Below are 19,899 nucleotides of genomic sequence, written 5' to 3'. Positions count from 1 at the left end.
AGACGCCCGGCCCAGGCAGGGGCCGTTGCGCCGACCGCCGGGTCAGTCGATATCGAGGGCCAGGAGGACCTGACCGGTCGGCGCCGGCGATCCACCCGCGGGCTCCTCGGTGATGCCGATCTGCTCGGAGTTCCGGATGCCGTCGATCTGCGCCGAGGGCGACGGTCCGACCTGGCCGGACTCCATGGTCCCCGCCGAGATGGGCTCGTGGTCACCCATCAACCAGAGCTGGTAGGCGCGGCCGGTGGCCGGCTCGGGGAGGTCGGTCATCGAGATGACCGCCATGTCCTCCGTCTTGGACGCCAGGACGGTTGCGGTGCCCGTCCCGCCGACCTCGCCGCGGACCACCGCGAGGTCCTCCGCCGCCAACAGTGAGGTGACCTTGCCGGGCATCGACGGCGGGGCCGCGACGGGCAGGGAGTTCTCGGCGTCCGCGCCGTCGGTGATGCGGCCGATCGCCACGCCGCCGACGACGAGTACCACGGCGGCCGCCGCGGCGGCCAGGAACGTCAGCGGGCCGGGTCGCCTCCGCGCACGCTCGCGGCTCAGGTCGACCACATCGGTGCCTCCGCGGGGCTGATCCCGGTCGGTGTCCCCGGCGTCGGCCGGCCGGGCCGGCCCGCGGGGGGTACCGGCCGCGGCCAACTCCAGGACGCGGTCCCGCAACTGCGGCGGGGGCGCGGTGTCGAGCCCGGCGTCGGCGACCATGCCGGCGACTACCTCACGCGTCGAGGCGATGTGCGCCAGCATGGACGACTTCTCCTCGGCCGATGCGCTGACCAGCGCCATCTCGACGGCTTCGGCCTCGTCATCGTCCAGGGCGTCCAGGGCGTAGAGGTCGAGGTCCTCGGGACGGACGCTGCCCAGGTCCGACGGATGATCGTGGTGCCGAATGCTCATGACAGCTCACCTCCCAGGCAGTTCTTCAGGCGACGGAGACCGTCGCGGATTCTCGATTTGATCGTGGGTAGCGCGGTGCCGAGATGGTCGGCGACCTCGCGGTACGTCTGGCCGGAGAAGTAGGCCATCTCGATGGACTCGCGCTGGTTGTCGGTGAGGGTCCCCAGGCATCTGCGGACTTCCGCGGCGTCCTCGTCCCGGGAGATCTGTTCGGTGACCTGCTCCGCGATGTCGCCGGACCGGGTGAAGTCCGCCGCCGCGTCCATCTCGTCGCGCCGCGCGGCGGATGTCTCCGACCGGACCCGGTCCACCGCCCGTCGGTGCGTGATGGTCAGCACCCAGGACTGCACCGATCCCAGGCTCGGCCGGTAGTCGGCCGCCTGCTTCCAGACCTGGAGGAAGACCTCCTGCACGGTTTCCTCGGCGTACCCCGGGTCCCGTAGGACCCTCAGGGCCAGGCCGTAGACGCGCGGGGACATGAGGTCGTAGAAGCGACCGAAGGCCTGGAGGTCACCGGAGGCGGCGAGCTCGAGCAGGCGCCCCGGGTCGGTCAGTGGCGGGGCGATTGGCTCGGACACGATCCCCAGTCTAGGGCCAATCCGGTCCGGGTCGCGGGGCGGCCATGTTCCCGGTGCGCGGATCTCTACGAGGGTCATGCCGTCGCCACCCGGAACGTCCGGTTGTGCCAACCCGTGGCGCCGCTCGGGACGGGATCCCGCCGCTCCTCGGGCTGTACCCGACCGGTCCCGTCCGTCGCGCGGACGTGCAGGGTGTGCAGGCCGGGCTCGGCGTCCCAGGTCCACGACCACATCCGCCAGGTGTCGACCGAGTACTCCTCGGACAGTTGCGCCTCGCGCCACGGGCCGTCGTCCACCCGGACCTCGACCCGTTCGATACCGCGACGCTGCGCCCAGGCGGTGCCCGCCACCACGACCGGCCCGGGCGGCACCTCGGCGAGCGGCGCGGGCCGGTCGATGCGGCTGGCCGTCCGGATCGGACCCCGCTCCGCCCACCCGCGATCCGTCCAGTACGCACTGGCCCGGTCGAATCGGGTGACCTCCCAGTCCACGACCCACTTGGTCGCCGAGACGTACCCATAGAGCCCCGGCACCACCTGGCGGACCGGGTACCCGTGCTCGAACGGCAGCGGTTCGCCGTTCATCCCCACGGCCAGCAGGGCGTCGCGGCCGTCGGTCAGTGCTTCGAGCGGGGTGCCGGCGGTCCAGCCGTCGACCGACGTCGACAGCAGCATGTCGGCGTCCGACAGGGGCCCGGCCTCGGCGAGCAGGTCAGCGATGGAGAAGCCGGTCCAGCTCGCGGTGCCGACCAGGTCGCCACCGACCTCGTTGGACACGCAGGTCATGGTGATGATGCGCTCGCGGGTCTCCCTGTCGATCAGCGATTGCCAGTCGAGCTCGATCTCGCGCTCCACCATCCCGTGGATGCGCAGTCGCCAGTCGGCGGCCCTCAGCGAAGGGACCCGCAGAGCGGTGTCGATCCGATAGAACTCGTCGTTGTCGGTGAGGAACGGGGTCACGCCGGGCGCGTCCGGGACCACACCTGTCGGCACGGCAGGCGCCGCGTTCCGCGCGAGGACCCGGGGCAACCGCAACCCGGTGCGTTCGGCCACCGCCTCGGCGGCCCGGCGGGTCAGTGCCATTCCCGTGGCACCGGCCGCGGCGATGACGGCCGCGGCCGACCCGGCCAGGACCAGGAAGCGTCGACGGTCGGGATCCCGCCGCGTCGCGGTCCCCGCCGCGGCGGTGCCGGGCGAGGAGGCACTTTCCCCGGTGCCGGCGGAGGCGGCCCCCTCCGGGCCTCCGGCGGCCGCGGCGACGGAAGACGCGGGGAACAGGGCGCCGATCATCGCCCGCAGGGCCACGATCGAGACGATCGCGCCGAGCACCGTCGGCAGTGCCCACAGCGGCCCCGCTGTCGGCCGGGTCACCGCCGCTGCGGTGCCGATGAGGCCAAAAAGGGCGAGCACGATCGTGCCGGCGGGACGTCCCCGGCGCTCGATGAGGCCCACCACCACGCCCGTCACGACGAGGATGACCGCCAGCCCGGCCATCAGTGCCGGCTTGTCGGCGGTACCGAGTGCGTCGATCGTCACCTCGCGCACCGCGGACGGTGCCCGGTCGACCACTGAGTCGGCCACGGCGAGGAACGGAGACGACCCCGGGGCCACGACTCCGGCGACGGCATGACCCACCGCGACGGCGAGACCGGTGGCGAGGAGGCCCGCGCCGGCTCTGGCCGCGACGAGGGATCGGGTCTGTGGAGTGTTCACGTCCTTGATTCGGAGCCGGAGCCCGGTCGGACGGCCCGGTCGGCCTGCACGGCGGGCCTGCACGGTGGGCCTGCACGGTGGGCCTGCACGGCCGGCACACCCCGGCGACCCCGGGCCGGTGCCCCGGTGCCCCGGTGCCCCGGTGCCCCGGCGTCACCGGGACACCTCCCCGACGACCCTCAGCCGGCATCCGCTCCCGCGCATGGCGCCCTGCTCGCGCGGATGGACGCGCCGGCGACCGCCGCCCCCGGGGAGGGCGTCTGGCCTGCGCATCTGTTCACGCGAGACGCCATCGTGACGGGCGGCGGCAGGCGGCTGCGGCCGGCGGCTCGAAAAAAAATCCGGGCCGGACCCATCCGGATCACGGGGGGCGGCGAAGCACTGGTGACCCACCGCACAGAGCCCCACACCACAGGGGCTCCACCGAAAGGACAGCACAATGGGCATCACGATCTCCCGCCGAGTCGCCTCGATCGCCGCAGCCGCCGCGGTCTCCGGACTCGTCCTCGCCGGCTGCTCGACCGACGACGGAAGCGACACCGAGACCACCGCCGAGGGCACCGCCAGCTCCATGATGAGCACCACCGCCTCCTCCGAGACCTCGTCCATGGAGGCCGAGCCGGCCGGCATGCTCGTCGGCCCCGGGTGCGCGGACTACGCCGAGGCCAACCCGGAGGGACCGGGCTCGGTCGACGGCATGGCGATGGAGCCGGTCGCCACGGCCGCCTCCAACAACCCGCTGCTGACGACCCTCACCGCCGCCCTGTCCGGCGGCGTCAACCCGGACGTCAACCTCGTCGACACCCTCAACAACGGCGAGTACACAGTCTTCGCCCCCGTCGATGACGCGTTCGCGCAGATCGATGACGCGACGATGGAGGCGCTCCAGACCGACGCCGACCTGCTCACCGGCATCCTCACCTACCACGTCGTGGAGGGCCAGATCACGCCCGACGAGATCTCCGGGATGCAGACCACGCTCAACGGCGCTGACGTCGATGTGACCGGTTCCGGCGACGAGCTCATGGTCAACGGTGCCAACGTGGTCTGCGGCGGCGTCGAGACCGCCAACGCCACTGTCTACCTCATCGACCAGGTCCTCATCCCCGAGGAGTGATCTGACCGAACACCGCGGACGGGTGCCCTGAACTCCCGCCCATCCGGTGAGGTCGACCAGACGAGACGAGGCCCGGGCCGACGCGAGAGCGCCAGCCCGGGCCTCGTCGTGTGCCGCCGCCGAGCGGTCGGCCGAACCGGGCGCGGTCCAGCACCGGACCCGGGTCAGAACCAGAGGTCAGAACCAGTCGTCGCGCATGTCCAGCGTCGTGCGGTCGCCCGCGGCCAGCAGGTCGAACTTGGCGTCGACGATCGGGAGCTCGCGGCGCAGGAAGTACTCCGCGGCCCTGAGCTTGCCCGCGGCGAAGGCGTCGCCCTCGTCGCCGGTGCGCGCGCCCAGTGCCATCACCTGTTCGACCCAGATCCAGGCGATCACCACATGCCCGGCGGCCTCGAGGTACTCGGTGGCGTCGGCCAGGAAGGCCTCCGGATCCGTGGCCCCCACCTCCGCCAGCGCGGTGGTGACCTCGATGAGGCGGGTGACGCGCGGGCGCAGCAGCGCGGCCATCTCGGCCGCGGACCCGCCCGCCTCGGCAGCCCGGTCACACGCCTGGGTGATCCGCCCGGTCAGCGCGGCCAACCCGGCCCCGCCACCGGCCATCACCTTGCGTCCCAGCAGGTCCTGGCCCTGGATGCCGTGCGTGCCCTCGTGGATCGGGTTGAGACGGTTGTCGCGGTAGTGCTGCTCCACGTCGTAGTCGATGGTGTAGCCGGCCCCGCCCAGCACCTGCACCGCGAGCTCGTTGGCCTTGAGACACCACTGCGAGGGCCACGATTTGGCGATCGGGGTGAGGACGTCGAGCAGCATCTTCGCCGCCGCCGACTCCTCCGGGGAGCCGGTCTTCTCGTCGTCGACCAGTCGCGCGCAGTACAGCCCCAGGGCGAGGGCGCCCTCCACGTACGATTTCTGGGCCAGCAGCATGCGGCGCACGTCCGCGTGGCCGGTGAGCATGACCTGCGGCGATGACGGGTCCGCCCCGACCTGCCGGCCCTGGGGACGGTTCCGGGCGTAGTCCAGCGACTTGAGGTACCCGGTGTAGCCGACGGCGGTCGCGCCGAGGCCCACGCCGAGGCGGGCCTCGTTCATCATGGTGAACATCTTCTTGAGGCCGGTGTTCTCCTCTCCGACGAGGTACCCGATCGCGCCCGCCCGACCGCCGGGGGTGTGCATGCCCTGGCCCAGCGTGGGCATGGTGTTGACCGTGCCGCGGAAGCCCATCTTGTGGTTGAGGCCGGTGATGACGATGTCGTTGCGCTCGCCGATCGTGCCGTCGTCGGTGACCAGGAACTTCGGCACGACGAACAGGCTGATGCCGCGGGTGCCCGCCGGCGACCCGGGAACCTTCGCCAGCACCAGGTGCACGATGTTCTCGGCCATCTGGTGCTCGCCGCCGGAGATCCACATCTTCTGCCCGAACAGCCGGTACGTGCCGTCGGGCTGCGGCTCGGCGCGGGTGGTGATGTCGGCGAGGTTCGACCCGGCCTGCGGTTCGGACAGGCACATCGTCCCCGTGAAGCGGCCCTCGATCATCGGCTTGACGTACCGCTCGATCTGCTCGTCGGAGCCGTGCTCGATGAGCAGGTTGGCGTTGCCGGTCGTGAGCAGCGGGTAGGCCGCGGTGGAGATGTTCGCGGCGTAGAACCAGGCCATGCACGCCAGGTAGGCGGTGTAGGGCAGCTGCATACCGCCGACCCGCTCGTCCATCGCCGCACCCACGAGGTCGGCCTCGGCGAACTTCGCGAGTGCCTCGCCGATCTCGGGGATGAGCTCCACGTCCTCGCCGACCAACCGGGGCTCGGTGAGGTCGGCCTTGCGGAAGTGGGGCGCGAAGTACTTCTCGGCGAGTTCGGCCGACAGGTCCACCACGGAGTCGATCGTCTCGCGCGAGTGCTCCGCGTACCGCTCCCGATCGCACAGCTCGGAGACACGGAGCCAGTCGTGCAGGAGGAAATCGAGGTCGGCGCGGGAGAGCAGGTGCGAAGGGGTCATGCCCCGCAGGGTACTAGCGCGCGGTACCAGCGCGCGCCGCCCCCGGTGCTTACGTGCCCGTCGCGCCCGTTCCCCCGGCCTCGGCGCCCGACCCGCCCGTGGCCCGTGTCGCCGCCGCGAACTTCTGGCCCATGCCGAGCATGGTCCTGGCGTACGCGGCGGGCAGGAACCGCTTGGCGCGGTAGGACTTGCGGGCGTCGGGGTCGGGGAGGATGAGGAACTGCTTGGCGTCCAGGCCCGTCATCACCTCGGAGGCGATCTCGTCGGCGCCCCGCTCGGAGCGGTCGATGAGCTTGCTCGCGAACCCGCTGGCGGCGGGGTCGGAGGCGTTGAGACTGGAGGCGAGGTTGGTGCGGAAGAAGGACGGGCACAGCACCGACACGTCCACGCCGAACGGCTCGAGCTCCCACCGCAGGCTCTCGGAGATCGCCACGACCGCCGCCTTGACCGCCGTGTAGGAGGACATGGTGGGCGGGTGGACGAGGCCGGCGAGAGAAGCGGTGTTGACGAGGTGACCGCTGCCCTGCGCCTTGAGCATCGGGACGAAGGTGCGGCATCCGCGCGCGACGCCGAGCAGGTTGATGTCGACGATCTGCCGCCAGTCGTCCTCGGTGAGCATCTCGATGCGGCCGCCCTGGGCGATACCGGCGTTGTTGACGAGCACGTCCAGGCCGCCCCAGATCTGCTCGACCTCGGCGCGTGCGGCCTGCCACTCGTCCTCCGAGCGCACGTCGAGCCGGAGGTAGTGGGCGTCGGCGGGCACGGAGTCGGGGCGGTCGTCGGTGGGGGCGAGGTCGGCGATGATCACCCGGTCGCCGCGCTCGAGGAACGCCGTCGCCAGGGCCAGACCGAGGCCGGAGGCGCCGCCGGTCACCAGGACGCGGCGGTGGGTGTCGGTGGGGGAGGGGGACGACGACGAGAACGGCAGCCGGTCGAGGCCGGGCAGCGGCAGATTCTGCAGGGACAGATCGGGCAGGGACAATTCGGGGAGCGAAACCTTGGGCAGGCGCATGTGCCGAAACTACCGAGCCGCCAGGGGAGCCGGTTGGCCGACACCCCCGAGGAAGTCGGCGGCCAGCTCCACCGCCGGGCCCGAGGAGTCCGCGCCCTCGAGGAGAACGGCCACCGCGATGTCCCCGGTGAAGCCCACGAACCAACCGTGCGCCGGCCCGCTGCCCACCTCGGCGGTGCCGGTCTTGCCGCCCAGCCCGGGCACGGACCTCGCGGCCGTCGCGGTGCCCGACTGCACGGTCTGCACCATGTAGCGGCGCAGGGTGTCGACCACGGCCGGGTCGAGCGGCTCCGGGGAGTCGTTGGCGACCGCGGGCATCCCGTCGATGAGCTGCGGCAGGATCATCCGGCCACCGTTCGCGAGCGACGCCGTCATCACGGCCATGCCGAAGGGGCTGGCCAGCACCTCGCCCTGCCCGATCGCCGCCTCGACCCGGCCCGGGCCCCGCTCGGTGACGGGCACCTCCCCCGTGTAGGTGTTCAGCCCCGGGGTGAAGAACCCGACGCCGAGGCCCAGCTTCGCGGCGGTGTCCTTCATCGCCGCGGGTTCCAGGCGGTCGCTGATGACGGCCTGAGTGGTGTTGCACGACCGGGCGAACGCCGTCTCCAGGGGGACGGGGCCCAGCTCGAAGTCGTCGTCGTTGGGGATCGTCCGGCCCGAGACGGTGACCGACGCCGGGCACGGCACGATCTCGTCCGGGCCCACGACGCCGGCGGAGAGCGCGGCGGCGGTGGTGACCACCTTGAACGTCGACCCCGGCGGGAAGCGCCCCTGCAGGGAGACGGGCCCCTGCCGGTCTGCGGCGGAGTTCTGGGCCACGGCCAGCACCCCACCCGTGGAGGGCTGGATCGCGACGATCGACGCCGGCAGCCCGCTTCCGTCCACGGCCCGCTGGGCCTCACGCTGCATCGAGATCTGGACCATCGAGACCAGGTCGTCGACCTCTCCGGCCGGCGCGCCCCCGATCTCGATCGGTTCGGCGCCGGGGTTGACGATCTGCGCCGACCACCCGGCCTCGGACTGCAGCGCCTCCGTCCAGGCGTTCGGCAGGCCGTCGAGGGCGGGGGAATCCAGGTCGCGGTCGGTGCGGATGAGCTGGCCCTGCTCCGGCAGGCTCACGCCCGGGACCGCGGCGAGCTGATCGCGGATCGGGTCGATGTCCGCCGGGCGCAACGCCACGACCTGGTACGGCTGGTCGCCGGCCTCGGCCATCCCGTCGCGGATCGTCTGACCGGTGATCGTCGGTGCGGCCCCGCTGACCAGCGACGCGACCGCGTCCGCGGAGCCGGCGGCGTCGGGTGCGAGCGTCACCGCGGTGACCGGCGTCCACTGCATGAGCGGCTCGCCGGTCCGGTCGAGGATGTCGGTGTCCCAGTCGAGTTCCTCGGCGAACGTCAGCCGACCCCCCTCGGCCAGCCGGGTGTCGAGCACCGTCGGCGCCCACTGCACCTTCCACTGGTCGCCCACCTCGGTCGTCCGCACCTCGCCGCGGGTGGTCACGCTGCGCGTCCCGGCGCCGGCAGCCTCGTCCCCGCCGGCCGGGCCGGAGCCCGCCTCGTCGTCGTCACCAGAACCGTCGGCGCCGCCCTCGTCCTCGCCGCCCTCATCGTCGGCTCCGGCGGCGCCCATGTCCCACGTGATCTCCACCGTCACCGGGTCGCGGTCGGGGCGCCCGTCGTCGCCGGTGGTGGTCGCGGAGATCGCGGGCAACCCCATCCCCTCGACGCTCGCGATGATGGTCTCCTCCGCGGCGGCCGGGTCGGTGGTCAGCGCGGCCGCGCCCGTCACGTCGCCCCGATTGAGGGCGGCCAGGAACTGGTCCACCTCGTCGGCGCCCGTGTCGCCGGTCAGCGCGGCGCACCCCGACCCCACGAGCACGACGGCGAGGGCCGCCGCTACGAGGCCTCCGGCGCGACGATGCGGGCGCCGGGTCGCGCCGGGATCGCGGTGGGGCCGCAGCGGGCGGCGACTCGGCTGAGAGGCGGGCGTGGGCATCATCTCTCCACGAAACCAGATCCCGGGCCCGGGCGCACCGGGAGCGCGGACCGTAGGCTCGGGCCCGTGAACCCCGACCGTCCCGACCCCGCCCCGGCACCCGTCGACCGCACCGGTGTCTCCCCGGTCACCACCGGTCTCGCGCGCGTGCTCGACGACCTCGTCCGCATCCCCGGCACCCGCTATCGCGTCGGTCTGGATCCGGTGATCGGGCTGGTCCCGGTGGTCGGCGACGCGGTCGGCACCGTGTTCGCGGCCGCCGTGTTCGCCGAGGCGGTGCGCAACCGGGTGCCCGTGCGGATCCTGTTCCGGATGGGCTGGAACTACCTGGTGGACGCCGTGCTCGGGCTGATCCCGTTCGTCGGTGACGTCGCCGATGCCGCCCACAAGGCCACGTCCAAGAACCTGCGGCTGGTCGACCGCACCATCGCCGACGGCAGACGCGTCGACACCGATGCGCGCGGCTACCTGCTGAGGGCGATCGGCGCGGTCGGGCTCATGCTGCTGGTCCTGCTGGGGATAGCCGGGCTGGCGCTGTTCGGCGTGGTCTGGCTCATCAGCCGGATCTGACCCGCGCCGGTCCACCTGCGCCGATCTACCCCCGCCTATCTACCCCGAGGTGACGGGCAGGAGGCGACGGACCACGTCGTCGAGGGTGAGGACGCCGCGGACCTCGGAGACGTGGGTGCCCGGGTGCCCGCCGGATTGTTCGACGACGACGAGGTGCGCCCGTGCGTCGCGCATCCGGCGGAACGCCTCGGCGACGGTCAGGTCGTGCTCGAGGGACAGGCTCGACCGCATGAGTTCGCGGGCGGTGGCCGGCCCCTCGACGTCGATGGCGTCCCGAGCGTGCACCACGCCGACGGCGGTGTCGTTCTCGAGGACCAGTAGCCGCAGGTGGCCGGTGCGGCGGGCGGTGTCGCGGATCTCGCTCGGGGTGGCGTCCGCGCCGACGGAGGACATCTCCTCGGGCGAGGCGGGCGTGTCGACCCCGCGCTCCCCGAGCAGGTCGCCCACGGTGAGCTCCTGCAGCTCGAGGGCGCTGAGCAGCTGGCGCTGATGGGTGTCGTCCAGGGTCCCCGCCTCACCGGAGTGCCGCACGAGCTCGCGCAGTGAATCGGCGTCCTGGCCCGCGGACACCTCGTCCCTCGACTCGACCCCCAGCCGGTGCAGGATGTTGTTCGCCATGGCGTTGAGGGCGACCAGGAGCGGACGGGTGAGCCAGAGGAACGCCCGCATCGGAATAGCCAGCAGGGTGGCCGAGTACTCGGGATGCGTGATCGACCACGACTTGGGGGCCATCTCGCCCACCACGAGGTGCAGGAACGTCACGATGATCAGCGCGAGGATGAACGCGATGACGTCGGCGGTCCACAACGGCAGGCCCCAGCCGGAGAAGACCGGGGTGAGCCAGTGGTGCACGGCGGGCTTGGTGATCGACCCCAGCGCCAGCGCGCACAGCGTGATCCCCAGCTGCGCTCCCGCCAGCAGGAGGGTGAGTTCGGAGGCGTTGCGCAGGGCCGCCCGGGCGGCCCTGCTGGTGGCGGCGGCGTCCTCGAGGCGGTGGCGCCGCGCGGAGATGAGGGAGAACTCGACGGCCACGAAGAACGCGGACGCCGCGATGAGCAGGACGGTCGCGGCCAGGACCACCCAGGGGTTGCTCATGAGTCCGGACTGGGCCTCGGCGGCCATGAGGGTCGTGGTGGGGGTCATCGTGTGGCCTCCTCGACCACGATATGCAGCTCGGCGGGGACGCGACGCTCGAGACGACGGACCTCGGCCCGCAGGACGCGATCGGCGGAGACCTCCTCGAGGATGTCGGTGTCGGGCAGCGGGATGTCCACCCGGTCGCCGACGTCCGGCAGGTCACCGATCGTCTCGACGACGAGGCCGCCCAGCGTCTCGGCGTCGACCTCGGGCAGGGTGATGTCGAGCAGGCGCTCGACCTCGTCCAGGTGGGTGTCGCCCCCCAGGACCCAGCCCAACCCCTCACTGACCGGGGCGTCCCCGGCGGCCTGCGGGTCGTGCTCGTCGGCGATCTCCCCGACGATCTCCTCCGCCATGTCCTCCATCGTCACGACTCCGGCGAACCCGCCGTACTCGTCGACGACCACGGCCATCTCGGCCTTCTGTTCGCTCAGGCGCGCCGCCACCTCGGGCAACGGCAGGGAGGTGGGCACGACGATCGGGGCCCGCATGACCTCCGACACCAGGGTCAGGGAGGTGTCCCGCTCGTCGTCGCAGATCACCAGCAGGTCGTGCAGGTCGACGATGCCGATGACGTCGTCGGAGTCCTCACCGACCACGGGGTAGCGGGTGTGGCCGGTGGCCATCTTCGACAGCACGTCCGGGACCGCGTCCTCCCCGCGGACCACGTCGGTACGGGAGCGCGGGATCATCGCGTGCTCCGCCGGCTGTCCGGGGAAGTCGAGCATCCGGTCCAACAGGCGGCTGAGCTCGGGGGAGAGTTCGCCGGTCTCGCTGGACTCGTGGACGATGTGCTCGAGGTCGCGGGCGGTGGCGGAGTGCTCCTTGTCGTGCACCGGCTCGATGCCGACGGCCTTGAGCAGGGCCTCGGACGCCTTGTCGAACAGCCCGATGAGCCAGCCGAACAGCGCCAGGTAGATGGTGGTCGACCGCGCCAACCAGCGAGCGACGGGTTCAGGTTTGGCGATCGCCAGGTTCTTGGGCACGAGCTCGCCGAAGAGCATCTGCACGACGGTCGAGAACAGCAGGGCCAGGACCGTGCCCACACCGACGCCGATGGCCTGTGGAACGGAGGCCAGACCGAGTAGTTCGCCCAGGGCCCGCCCGATGAGTGGCTCGGCCACGTAGCCGACGACGAGGGTCGTGACGGTGATGCCCAGCTGCGCACCCGACAGCATGAACGAGGTCCGCCTGGTGACCCCGAGTACGCGGTCGGCGACGGGGTCGCCCTTTTCGGCGGCAGCCCCCATCCGCGAGCGATCAACGGCCATGAAGGCGAATTCCTGCGCCACGAAGTAGCCCGTGAGCGCGGTGATGGCCAGGACGACGACGCCGCCGACCAGGAGTGAGAGCGCGATGCTCATCCGGTGTCCCCCCTTCGGTGAAGGGGGCTGATAGATCGGGCCGGGGTGTCGGCTCGGCTCACTGGAGGTGCTCCTGCGCTTCTCGATTACGCCCGGGGCAGATCGCCCGGGCTGATCGGTCCGATTCTCCCGTCTGGGGCACCGATTGTCGACTCCCACCCCTACGGGGCAGCTCGCGCGGCACCGGTTTTGTCCGGCTCGGGGAGCAGGAGTATCACTGACGTACATGACAACTCGGAATGCCGAGGTGGCTCTCGCCGATTCGGACCGCAGGTTCTTCGGCCACCCACTCGGATTGGCGAACCTGTCGGGGATCGAACTGTGGGAGCGGTTCAGTTTCTACGGCATGCAGGGTCTGCTGGCGTACTACATCTACTACGCGGTCGGCGACGGCGGACTCGGCTACTCCCAGGAGATCGCCGCCTCGATCGTCGGCGCGTACGGCGGTCTGGTGTACGCCTCCGCGATCCTGGGCGGCTGGGTCTCGGACCGCCTCCTCGGCGCCGAGAGGACGCTGTTCGGCGCAGCCGTGATGATCATGCTCGGCCACCTGTCCCTGGCGCTCGTACCCGGGGCGATCGGCCTGGGCATCGGCCTCGTTCTGGTCGGTGTCGGTGCGGGAACCCTCAAGGCCACCACCTCCACGGTGGTCGGCGACATGTACCGCCGGACCGACGACCGGCGGGACGCCGCGTTCTCGATCTACTACATGGCGGTCAACATCGGCGGTCTGACGGGCCCGCTGCTCACCGGGGTGCTGTGGGACAACTACGGCTTCCACTGGGGCTTCGGGGCGGCGGCCGCGGGTATGGCAATCGGGCTCATCCAATACGTCGCGATGCGCGGCGCCACCCTCAAGGGCGTCGGCGCTGTCGTCCCCGACCCGCTCCCGCGGCCACAGCGCGTCCGCTACCTGGGGATCGGCGCGGTCGTGGCGGTGCTCGTCGTCGCAGCCATCGCCACCGGCCTCGTGCCGCTGGAGTCACTGGCGGACATCGTCACCGCGATCGCCGTGGTCGGCGCCATCGCGCTGTTCGCCCTCCTCATCACCAGTGCCAAGACGGAGCCGGTCGAGCGCAGCCGGGTGGTCTCGTTCATCCCGATGTTCGTGGCCTCGGTGGCGTTCTGGGCCCTGTTCCAGCAGCAGTTCACGGTGATCGCGATCTATTCCGACCAGCGACTGGACCGCAACCTGGGCGGCTGGGAGATGCCGGCGAGCTGGGTGCAGTCCATCAACCCGCTGTTCATCATCATCTTCGCCGCCGTGTTCGCGACGCTCTGGGTCAAGCTCGGGAACCGTCAGCCCTCGAGCCCGATGAAGTTCGCCCTCGCGAACCTCATCATGGGTATCGCCTACCTGGTGTTCCTGTTCTTCGTGGGCAGTGTGGCGACGCCGCTGCTGGGCATCGTCGGGATCCTGTTCCTGTTCACGATGGCCGAGCTGCTGCTCTCACCGGTCGGGCAGTCCCTGTCCACCAAGCTCGCCCCGGAGGCGTTCAAGACGCAGATGGTCGCGCTGTTCTTCCTCAGCGTCTCGATCGGCAGCGCGTTGTCCGGCGTGCTCGCGGGGTACTACGACCCGACGGACGACGGCGCCGAGCGCAACTACTTCCTCGTGCTGGGCGTCGCCTCGATCGTCCTGGCCGGGATCATGGCCGCGTTGTCGCCGTGGATCAGGAAGAACATGATGGGCGTGCGCTGACCTCGCACCCAGACACCACGAGATAAGAAGATCCGCTATCCGGATTCCGGATCGGCTACTCCATTCGGGAGCGCAGATCAGGAATCCGGATAGCGGATTTCGTAGGTCGCGTGGGCCGCGTGGGCCGCGTGAGCCGTGTAGGTCGCGTGGGCCGCGTGGGGGACGTCAGTCGGCGGAGCCGGACTGCCAGACCTCCCACGGCACCGACCAGTCACCGTTCTGCCAGACCCCGAGTTCGGGTCCGCCCGTGCCTTTGACCTCCACGACATCGCCCGTCACGGCCTGGTCGAAGTACCACTTCGCGTCGGTGGGCGACAGGTTGAGGCAGCCGTGCGAGGTGTTGGTGTTCCCCTGTGCCCACATCGACGACTCGAGCGCGTGGAGGTAGATCCCGTCGTTCGTGAGGCGCACACCGTGGTCGACGGTCACCTTGTACCCGGCGGACAACGGCAGGCCGTAGGTCGAGGAGTCCATCACCACGGAACTGGCCTTGTCGAGCACCGTGTAGTTGCCCGGCTGGGTCCAGAAGTGCATCGTCACGTCGCCGTAGGTGGCCCATCCGCCCTTGCCCATGGAGGTCGGCATGACCCTCACGGGTTTCTGGTCGTGGTAGACGGTGACGGTCTTGGTCGCGTCGTCGGCGATCGCCACGCGACGCTCGCCGATGGTGAAGTCGGCTTCCGCGCTCGCCCCGCCCCACTGCCCGCCGCCGAGGCTGCGTCCCTCGACGTCCAGCGCGACCTGCACGCGCGTGCCGGGCTCGTAATAGTCGCGGGGCCGCCAGTGCGCGGTCGAGTCGTTGAGCCAGAACCAGTTGCCCTCGACCTCGGGGGTCGTCGTGACCGTCATGTGCTTCTCGGCCTCGTCGCGATCGGCGATCGGCTGGTCGAACCTGGCCGCGACGATGATCCCGACGCCGTACTCGCGGTCGGACTCGAGGGCGGCCCCGCCCGTGGTGACGAGGCTGGGCGTGACGACGGCCAGCGGATCGGCCATGGTGAACGTGCGGGTGTCGCTCCTGCTCCCGCCGGCCGCGCCCTCGTACGTGATCTCGAGGGTGTACGTGCGCCCGTAACCGAGGGTGACGGCCGGCTGCCACTGCGCACCGTCGCGTGAGAGTTCGCCCTCGATCTCCTTGCCGGCATCGTTGGTGAGCACGGCGTCCGTGATGGTCCCGTTCTCCACGGTGGCCCGGACACCGTCCACCACGGCGACCTCCGTGGCACCGTCGGCCGGGGTCACCTCCAGCGTCGCCGGGGCGGGCGCCTCGGAGGTCGGAGTCGTGGGCGTCGTCTCCCCGGCGGAACCGACGGGCATCGGGATCGTGCACCCGGCGGTGACCAGGAGCAGGGCGAGGAGAGCGGCGAGCAGGCCGAGGGGACCCGGCACCGCCCGAGCAGAGTGGGTTCGAGACCTGGACAGGGACATGCGGTACTCCGAAAGAACGAACGCGGGGCCGCCGGTGAGTCCCGGCTTATGTCCACATGATGCACTCCGGGTCCGACACCGGGCCAATCGCCGGACCGACGGACGCCCGGTCGTTGTGGATTCGTGATCGAACCCGGGAGCCCCCGCTGACGAACACGGAGGAGTACAACGGAAGGATGAGCATCGACAAACCAGTGACCATCATCGGCGGCCACGGCAAGGTCGGCCTCCGCGCCGCCAAAATCCTGTCCGAGGCGGGTGCCGAGGTGTATTCGGTGATCCGCAATCCCGATCACGCCGACGACGTCCGCGCCGCGGGTGCGAACCCTGTCGTCGCGGACGTGGAGACGCTCGACGTCGATGGGCTCCGCGAGATCGTGCGCGGCAGCGGGGCGGTCGTCTGGACCGCCGGCGCCGGCGGCGGGAACCCCGACCGCACCTTCGCCGTGGACCGTGACGCCGCCATCCGCTCGATGGACGCGAGCGCCGCCGAGGAGGTGGGACGCTACGTCATGGTCTCCTACGACGGTGCGGGCCCCGACCACGGCGTCCCGGAGGACGACTCGTTCTTCCCGTACGCGGAGGCCAAGGGCGCCGCGGACGCGCACCTGCGCGACTCGGACCTGGGGTGGACGATCCTCGGGCCGGGGGCGCTGACCGACGAGCCCGGCGGCGAGACCATCGGGGTGGGCGACGACAAGCGCGAGGACCGGTCGACCAGCAGGGACGCGGTGGCCGCCGTCATCGCCGCCGTCCTGCGCCGACCGGACACCGCCGGTCGCACCATCGAATTCTCGGACGGCGACATCCCGATCGGTGAGGCGCTGACGAGGGAGTGACCGGCGGCGTTATTCTCTCCGCGTGAGGATCCTCGTGGGCGGTTCGTGGATCTCGGTGATCTGCGCGCTGCTCACGGCCCTGTGGAGTGTTCCGCAGTTCCTGTTCGAGGGCACGGTCACCCTCAGTTCCCACCCGCTGTTCGTGGTGCTGTTCCTGTTCCCGGCCCAGATCGGCGTCCCGGTGTGCCTGCTGGTGGCGCTCAACTCGCTGTTGATGGCGTTCCGTCGCCAGCTCACCACGAATCCGCGGCGGTTCCTGGCGGGCGGACAGCTCATCACGGTCGTCCTGCTGGGCATCTGCGCAGCCCTCCTGATCTCGCCGACGACGTTCGGCCGCGAGTTCATCGTCATGGCGCTGGCCTTCCAGATCGGCCAGGTGGTCGTGGCGGTGGGGCTGGCCCTGCACCTGGTCCGCCGGCAGCGGCACCAGCGTGAGGCGGACGGCGCACGCGCTCAGTGACGGGCTGACACTATGGACCGCATGCGTGCCATCCATATCTCCAGCCATGACGGACCCGCCGTCCTCGAGGTGGTCGACGTCCCCGAGCCCGACGCGGGTGCGGTGCTGATCGACGTCCACGCCGCCGGGGTGACCTTCCCCGAGGTGCTGCAGACGCGCGGCAAGTACCAGATCTCGCCGCCGCTGCCGTTCGTCCCCGGCTCGGAGGTGGCGGGCGTGGTGCGTTCCGCCCCCGACGGCTCGGGATTCGCCGCCGGGGACCGCGTGTGCGCGTTCCCGGGTCTGGGCGGGTTCGCCGAGGTGGTCTCGGCCGATCCCGGTCAGGTGTTCCGTCTCCCTGACAGCTTGTCGTTCACGCAGGGCGCCTCGATCCCGATGAACGTGCTCACCGTCCACTTCGCGTTGGCCCACCGCGGCCGGCTGCAGGCGGGGGAGACGGTGTTGGTCCACGGCGCTGGCGGCGGGATCGGGGTCGCGGCCACCCAGTTCGCGACCGCGATGGGTGCCCGCGTCATCGCCGTGGCCTCCACGGAGGAGAAGCGGGACCTGGCGCTGAAGGCCGGGGCGAGCGACGCGATCGCGCCCGAGGGCTTCAAGGACGCCGTGAAGGAGCTCACCGGTGGGAAGGGCGTCGACATCGTCGTCGACCCCGTGGGCGGGGACCGGTTCACCGACTCCATCCGGTCCCTCGGTCAGGAGGGGCGGATCCTCGTCATCGGGTTCACCGGCGGCGAGATCCCCACGGTCAAGGTGAACCGCCTGCTGCTGGGCAACAAGAGCGCCGTGGGCGTGGGCTGGGGCGAGTACTGGATGTCCAACCCCGGTTACCTGCAGAAGCAGTGGGCCGAGGTCGAGCCGCTGCTGGCCGCCGGCAAGCTCGACCCGCTGGTGGGCGCCGAGTTCCCCCTGGAGCAGGCCACGGAGGCGCTCGAGCTCATGGACGGCCGCGGCGCGGTGGGCAAGATCGTTCTCACCACCGGTCGCTGAGCTCCCTCTCGTCCCAGATCCCCGTCGAGAAGAGCGTTTCGCCCACGTCTACTCGGTAGAAGTGGGCGAAACGCTCTTCTCGACGAGGGGGGCGGGCAGGGAACGACACCGTAGTCCGCAGGGCCGGGATCGACGACGACGACGAGGTGCGCTCCCGCCCGGCGGGCCGACCCGGAGGGCCCCGACCTAGAACGCGCCCTCGGGCATGTGCATCACGTCCACGTCGAGCGCCTCGATGGTGGCCCGCGCGGCGCCGACCTGCGGCAGGTGGGCGCGGGCGAAGAAGTTCGCCACCGTCACCTTGCCGGTGTAGAAGTCGTGGTCGTCGCCGGTCGCCTCCGGCAGCCGGTCCAGCGCCACGCCCGCCTCGCGCAGGAGCATCCAGCCCACCATGAGGTCGCCGACCGCCATGAGCAGCGGGACCGCGCCGAGCCCGATGAGGTAGAGCTTCTCGGGATCCTCCTGGGCGCCCATGAGGTGCTCGGTGAGGGTGCCGACCATCGACTCGACGTCGGCCAGGGCGCCGGCCACCCCGGCGCGCGCGGGTTCGAGCTCGGCGGGACCGGCCTCGTCCACGGTGCGGTGGATCTGCGCCGCGACGTGGCCCAGTGCGGTACCGCCGTCGCGGATGATCTTGCGGAAGAAGAAGTCCTGCGCCTGGATCGCGGTGGTGCCCTCGTAGAGGGAGTCGATCTTGGCGTCGCGGATGTACTGCTCGACGGGGTGGTCCTTGAGGTACCCGGAGCCGCCGAAGCACTGCAGCGACTCGGCGAGGCACTGGTAGGACCGCTCGGAGCCCACGCCCTTGACGATCGGCAGGAGCAGGTCGTTGACCGTGTGCGCGAGCTCGGGCCCGGCGCCGGAGACGACCTCCGCGGACACGATGTCCTGGTGGGCGGCGGCGTAGAGGTACACCGCGCGCAGCCCCTCGGCGTACGCCTTCTGCGTGAGCAGCGACCGCCGCACGTCGGGGTGGTGGATGACGGTGACCTTCGTGGCGTCCGGGTTGCCGGCGTCGGCCATGTCGTTGCCCTGGACCCGCTCGCGCGCGAACTCGAGAGCGTTCAGATAGCCCGTGGAGAGGGTGGAGATGGCCTTGGTGCCGACCATCATCCGGGCGGCCTCGATGGTCTTGAACATCTGCTTGATGCCCAGGTGGACGTCACCGGCCAGGAACCCCACGGCGGGTCGGCCGTGCGCGCCGAACGCCACCTCGCAGGTCGCGGAGGCGGCCAGGCCCATCTTCTTCTCGATGCCGGTGACGTAGACGCCGTTGCGCTCGCCCGGCGCGGCGGTCTCCGGGTCCGGCATGTACTTGGGCACGAGGAAGTAGCTCAGGCCCTTGGTGCCGGGGCCGGCGCCCTCGGGTCGGGCGAGCACCTGGTGCCAGATGTTCTCGAACAGGTCGCCGGTGTCGGCGCCGGTGATGAACCGCTTGGTGCCCTCGATGTGCCAGGTGCCGTCGGGCTGCTCGATCGCCTTGGTGCGCACGGCGCCCACGTCGGAGCCGACCTCGGCCTCGGTGAGCAACATGGACGACCCGTGGTTGCGCTCGATGATCCTGGTGGCCCACGTCTTCTGCTGCTCGTTGCCGATCGAGTGCATGATCCCGGCGAACAGCGGCCCGGACAGGTACATGAAGATCGACGGGTTGGCGCCCACGAGATACTCGGTGATCGCCCAGGTCACCAGGCGCGGCGCGGCCACGCCCCCGACGGCCGGGTCCACGCCGACGAGGCCCCAGCCGGCGTCCTGCCAGGCGCGGACGGAGGCCACGTAGTCGGGGTGGAGGGTGACCTCGTGGGTCTCGGGGTCGAAGGTGGGCGGGTTGCGGTCGGCGGTGGTGAACGACGCGGCGACCGGTCCCTCGGCGAGCGCGGCGGCTTCCCGGAGCATGGTGCGGACCGTGTCGCCGTCGAGTTCGGTGGCGTCGTCGCGCCCGAGAATCTCGTCGAGACCGAACACGTCGAACAGGACGAACTCCAGGTCACGTGGGTTGCTGCGGTAGTGGGACACGCGGGGCCTTTCCGACGACGGTGGTCCGCACCGGGTGGCGCGTCACGTGCCCACCGTAGAGCACGGCGCCCCGCGGACGGCGCGATTACGGAC

The 19,899-nt window shown here is 71.1% G+C and carries 16 protein-coding genes; 6 read left to right on the top strand and 10 right to left on the bottom strand.

Annotated elements, in window-relative coordinates; all coding sequences use genetic code 11:
• Positions 1-42: 42 nt before the first annotated feature.
• The 3 genes from VZF99_RS14590 to VZF99_RS14580 all read right to left on the bottom strand — a co-directional run bounded on the left by VZF99_RS14590 (position 43) and on the right by VZF99_RS14580 (position 3,112).
• The gene (locus VZF99_RS14590) at positions 43-900 is read right to left on the bottom strand and encodes an anti-sigma factor (RefSeq protein WP_407335178.1); all 858 of its coding nucleotides are present in this window, start codon (positions 898-900) and stop codon (positions 43-45) included.
• A complete protein-coding gene (gene sigK, locus VZF99_RS14585; protein WP_407335177.1) occupies positions 897-1,478 on the bottom strand; it encodes an ECF RNA polymerase sigma factor SigK in 582 nt (193 codons plus the stop codon). The genes VZF99_RS14590 and sigK overlap by 4 nt, the downstream gene beginning before the upstream one ends.
• 74 nt (positions 1,479-1,552) lie before the next feature.
• On the bottom strand, positions 1,553-3,112 hold the full coding sequence (locus VZF99_RS14580) for a molybdopterin-dependent oxidoreductase (protein ID WP_407336140.1): 1,560 nt from the start codon (positions 3,110-3,112) through the stop codon (positions 1,553-1,555).
• Positions 3,113-3,629: 517 nt separating this feature from the next.
• Here VZF99_RS14580 and VZF99_RS14575 point away from each other — a divergent pair.
• Positions 3,630-4,307, top strand: coding sequence for a fasciclin domain-containing protein (locus VZF99_RS14575; protein WP_167457869.1), 678 nt, complete (start codon positions 3,630-3,632; stop codon positions 4,305-4,307).
• A gap of 177 nt (positions 4,308-4,484) precedes the next feature.
• On the opposite strand, the gene VZF99_RS14570 is transcribed toward VZF99_RS14575, so the two are convergent.
• Genes VZF99_RS14570 through VZF99_RS14560 form a run of 3 tightly spaced genes read right to left on the bottom strand, consistent with a single transcriptional unit; the run spans position 4,485 to position 9,306 of the window.
• Positions 4,485-6,296, bottom strand: a complete 1,812-nt coding sequence (locus tag VZF99_RS14570) for an acyl-CoA dehydrogenase (RefSeq protein ID WP_407335176.1) — start codon at positions 6,294-6,296, stop codon at positions 4,485-4,487.
• 49 nt (positions 6,297-6,345) lie between these two features.
• A complete protein-coding gene (locus VZF99_RS14565; protein ID WP_407335175.1) occupies positions 6,346-7,308 on the bottom strand; it encodes an SDR family NAD(P)-dependent oxidoreductase in 963 nt (320 codons plus the stop codon).
• A gap of 9 nt (positions 7,309-7,317) precedes the next feature.
• The gene (locus tag VZF99_RS14560; protein ID WP_407335174.1) at positions 7,318-9,306 is read right to left on the bottom strand and encodes a penicillin-binding transpeptidase domain-containing protein; all 1,989 of its coding nucleotides are present in this window, start codon (positions 9,304-9,306) and stop codon (positions 7,318-7,320) included.
• A gap of 63 nt (positions 9,307-9,369) precedes the next feature.
• Here VZF99_RS14560 and VZF99_RS14555 point away from each other — a divergent pair, with 63 nt between their 5' ends.
• Complete coding sequence (locus VZF99_RS14555) at positions 9,370-9,873, top strand: DUF4112 domain-containing protein (protein WP_069390357.1); 504 nt, start codon at positions 9,370-9,372, stop codon at positions 9,871-9,873.
• 39 nt (positions 9,874-9,912) lie between these two features.
• Here VZF99_RS14555 and VZF99_RS14550 read toward each other — a convergent pair whose 3' ends face one another.
• The gene (locus VZF99_RS14550) at positions 9,913-11,016 is read right to left on the bottom strand and encodes a hemolysin family protein (RefSeq protein ID WP_407335173.1); all 1,104 of its coding nucleotides are present in this window, start codon (positions 11,014-11,016) and stop codon (positions 9,913-9,915) included.
• The gene (locus tag VZF99_RS14545) at positions 11,013-12,374 is read right to left on the bottom strand and encodes a hemolysin family protein (protein ID WP_407335172.1); all 1,362 of its coding nucleotides are present in this window, start codon (positions 12,372-12,374) and stop codon (positions 11,013-11,015) included. Before VZF99_RS14545 ends, VZF99_RS14550 begins: the two co-directional genes overlap by 4 nt.
• Before the next feature lie 226 nt (positions 12,375-12,600).
• Between VZF99_RS14545 and VZF99_RS14540 the strand changes: the two genes are divergently transcribed.
• Positions 12,601-14,076 (top strand): peptide MFS transporter, encoded by a 1,476-nt coding sequence (locus tag VZF99_RS14540; RefSeq protein ID WP_407335171.1) that lies wholly within the window; start codon positions 12,601-12,603, stop codon positions 14,074-14,076.
• Positions 14,077-14,241: 165 nt separating this feature from the next.
• Here the strand turns inward: VZF99_RS14540 and VZF99_RS14535 are convergent, their stop codons facing one another.
• Complete coding sequence (locus VZF99_RS14535; RefSeq protein WP_253002624.1) at positions 14,242-15,504, bottom strand: Ig-like domain-containing protein; 1,263 nt, start codon at positions 15,502-15,504, stop codon at positions 14,242-14,244.
• 176 nt (positions 15,505-15,680) lie between these two features.
• On the opposite strand from VZF99_RS14535, the gene VZF99_RS14530 reads away from it, so the two are divergent.
• Genes VZF99_RS14530 through VZF99_RS14520 form a run of 3 tightly spaced genes read left to right on the top strand, consistent with a single transcriptional unit; the run spans position 15,681 to position 17,790 of the window.
• Complete coding sequence (locus VZF99_RS14530) at positions 15,681-16,343, top strand: SDR family oxidoreductase (RefSeq protein ID WP_120285313.1); 663 nt, start codon at positions 15,681-15,683, stop codon at positions 16,341-16,343.
• A gap of 22 nt (positions 16,344-16,365) precedes the next feature.
• On the top strand, positions 16,366-16,803 hold the full coding sequence (locus tag VZF99_RS14525) for a hypothetical protein (protein WP_253002623.1): 438 nt from the start codon (positions 16,366-16,368) through the stop codon (positions 16,801-16,803).
• Between the two features lie 21 nt (positions 16,804-16,824).
• Positions 16,825-17,790 (top strand): NADPH:quinone oxidoreductase family protein, encoded by a 966-nt coding sequence (locus tag VZF99_RS14520; RefSeq protein WP_407335170.1) that lies wholly within the window; start codon positions 16,825-16,827, stop codon positions 17,788-17,790.
• A gap of 186 nt (positions 17,791-17,976) precedes the next feature.
• Here VZF99_RS14520 and VZF99_RS14515 read toward each other — a convergent pair whose 3' ends face one another.
• Positions 17,977-19,806, bottom strand: a complete 1,830-nt coding sequence (locus VZF99_RS14515; protein ID WP_407335169.1) for an acyl-CoA dehydrogenase — start codon at positions 19,804-19,806, stop codon at positions 17,977-17,979.
• Positions 19,807-19,899: the final 93 nt, after the last annotated feature.

The organism is Dietzia kunjamensis, from assembly GCF_045689975.1.
Lineage (GTDB): Bacteria > Actinomycetota > Actinomycetes > Mycobacteriales > Mycobacteriaceae > Dietzia > Dietzia kunjamensis.
The sequence above is the reverse complement of the archived record's forward strand: the minus strand, read 5'-3'. Positions and strand labels throughout refer to the sequence as shown.

Bases quoted from the DNA above. Each gene is read 5' to 3' on its own strand.
- VZF99_RS14590 (WP_407335178.1), bottom strand. From the start codon at position 900: ATGAGCATTCGGCACCACGATCATCCGTCGGACCTGGGCAGCGTCCGT.
- VZF99_RS14575 (WP_167457869.1), top strand. From the start codon at position 3,630: ATGGGCATCACGATCTCCCGCCGAGTCGCCTCGATCGCCGCAGCCGCC.
- VZF99_RS14570 (WP_407335176.1), bottom strand. From the start codon at position 6,296: ATGACCCCTTCGCACCTGCTCTCCCGCGCCGACCTCGATTTCCTCCTG.
- VZF99_RS14565 (WP_407335175.1), bottom strand. From the start codon at position 7,308: ATGCGCCTGCCCAAGGTTTCGCTCCCCGAATTGTCCCTGCCCGATCTG.
- VZF99_RS14560 (WP_407335174.1), bottom strand. From the start codon at position 9,306: ATGATGCCCACGCCCGCCTCTCAGCCGAGTCGCCGCCCGCTGCGGCCC.
- VZF99_RS14550 (WP_407335173.1), bottom strand. From the start codon at position 11,016: ATGACCCCCACCACGACCCTCATGGCCGCCGAGGCCCAGTCCGGACTC.
- VZF99_RS14545 (WP_407335172.1), bottom strand. From the start codon at position 12,374: ATGAGCATCGCGCTCTCACTCCTGGTCGGCGGCGTCGTCGTCCTGGCC.
- VZF99_RS14540 (WP_407335171.1), top strand. From the start codon at position 12,601: ATGACAACTCGGAATGCCGAGGTGGCTCTCGCCGATTCGGACCGCAGG.
- VZF99_RS14535 (WP_253002624.1), bottom strand. From the start codon at position 15,504: ATGTCCCTGTCCAGGTCTCGAACCCACTCTGCTCGGGCGGTGCCGGGT.
- VZF99_RS14530 (WP_120285313.1), top strand. From the start codon at position 15,681: ATGAGCATCGACAAACCAGTGACCATCATCGGCGGCCACGGCAAGGTC.
- VZF99_RS14520 (WP_407335170.1), top strand. From the start codon at position 16,825: ATGCGTGCCATCCATATCTCCAGCCATGACGGACCCGCCGTCCTCGAG.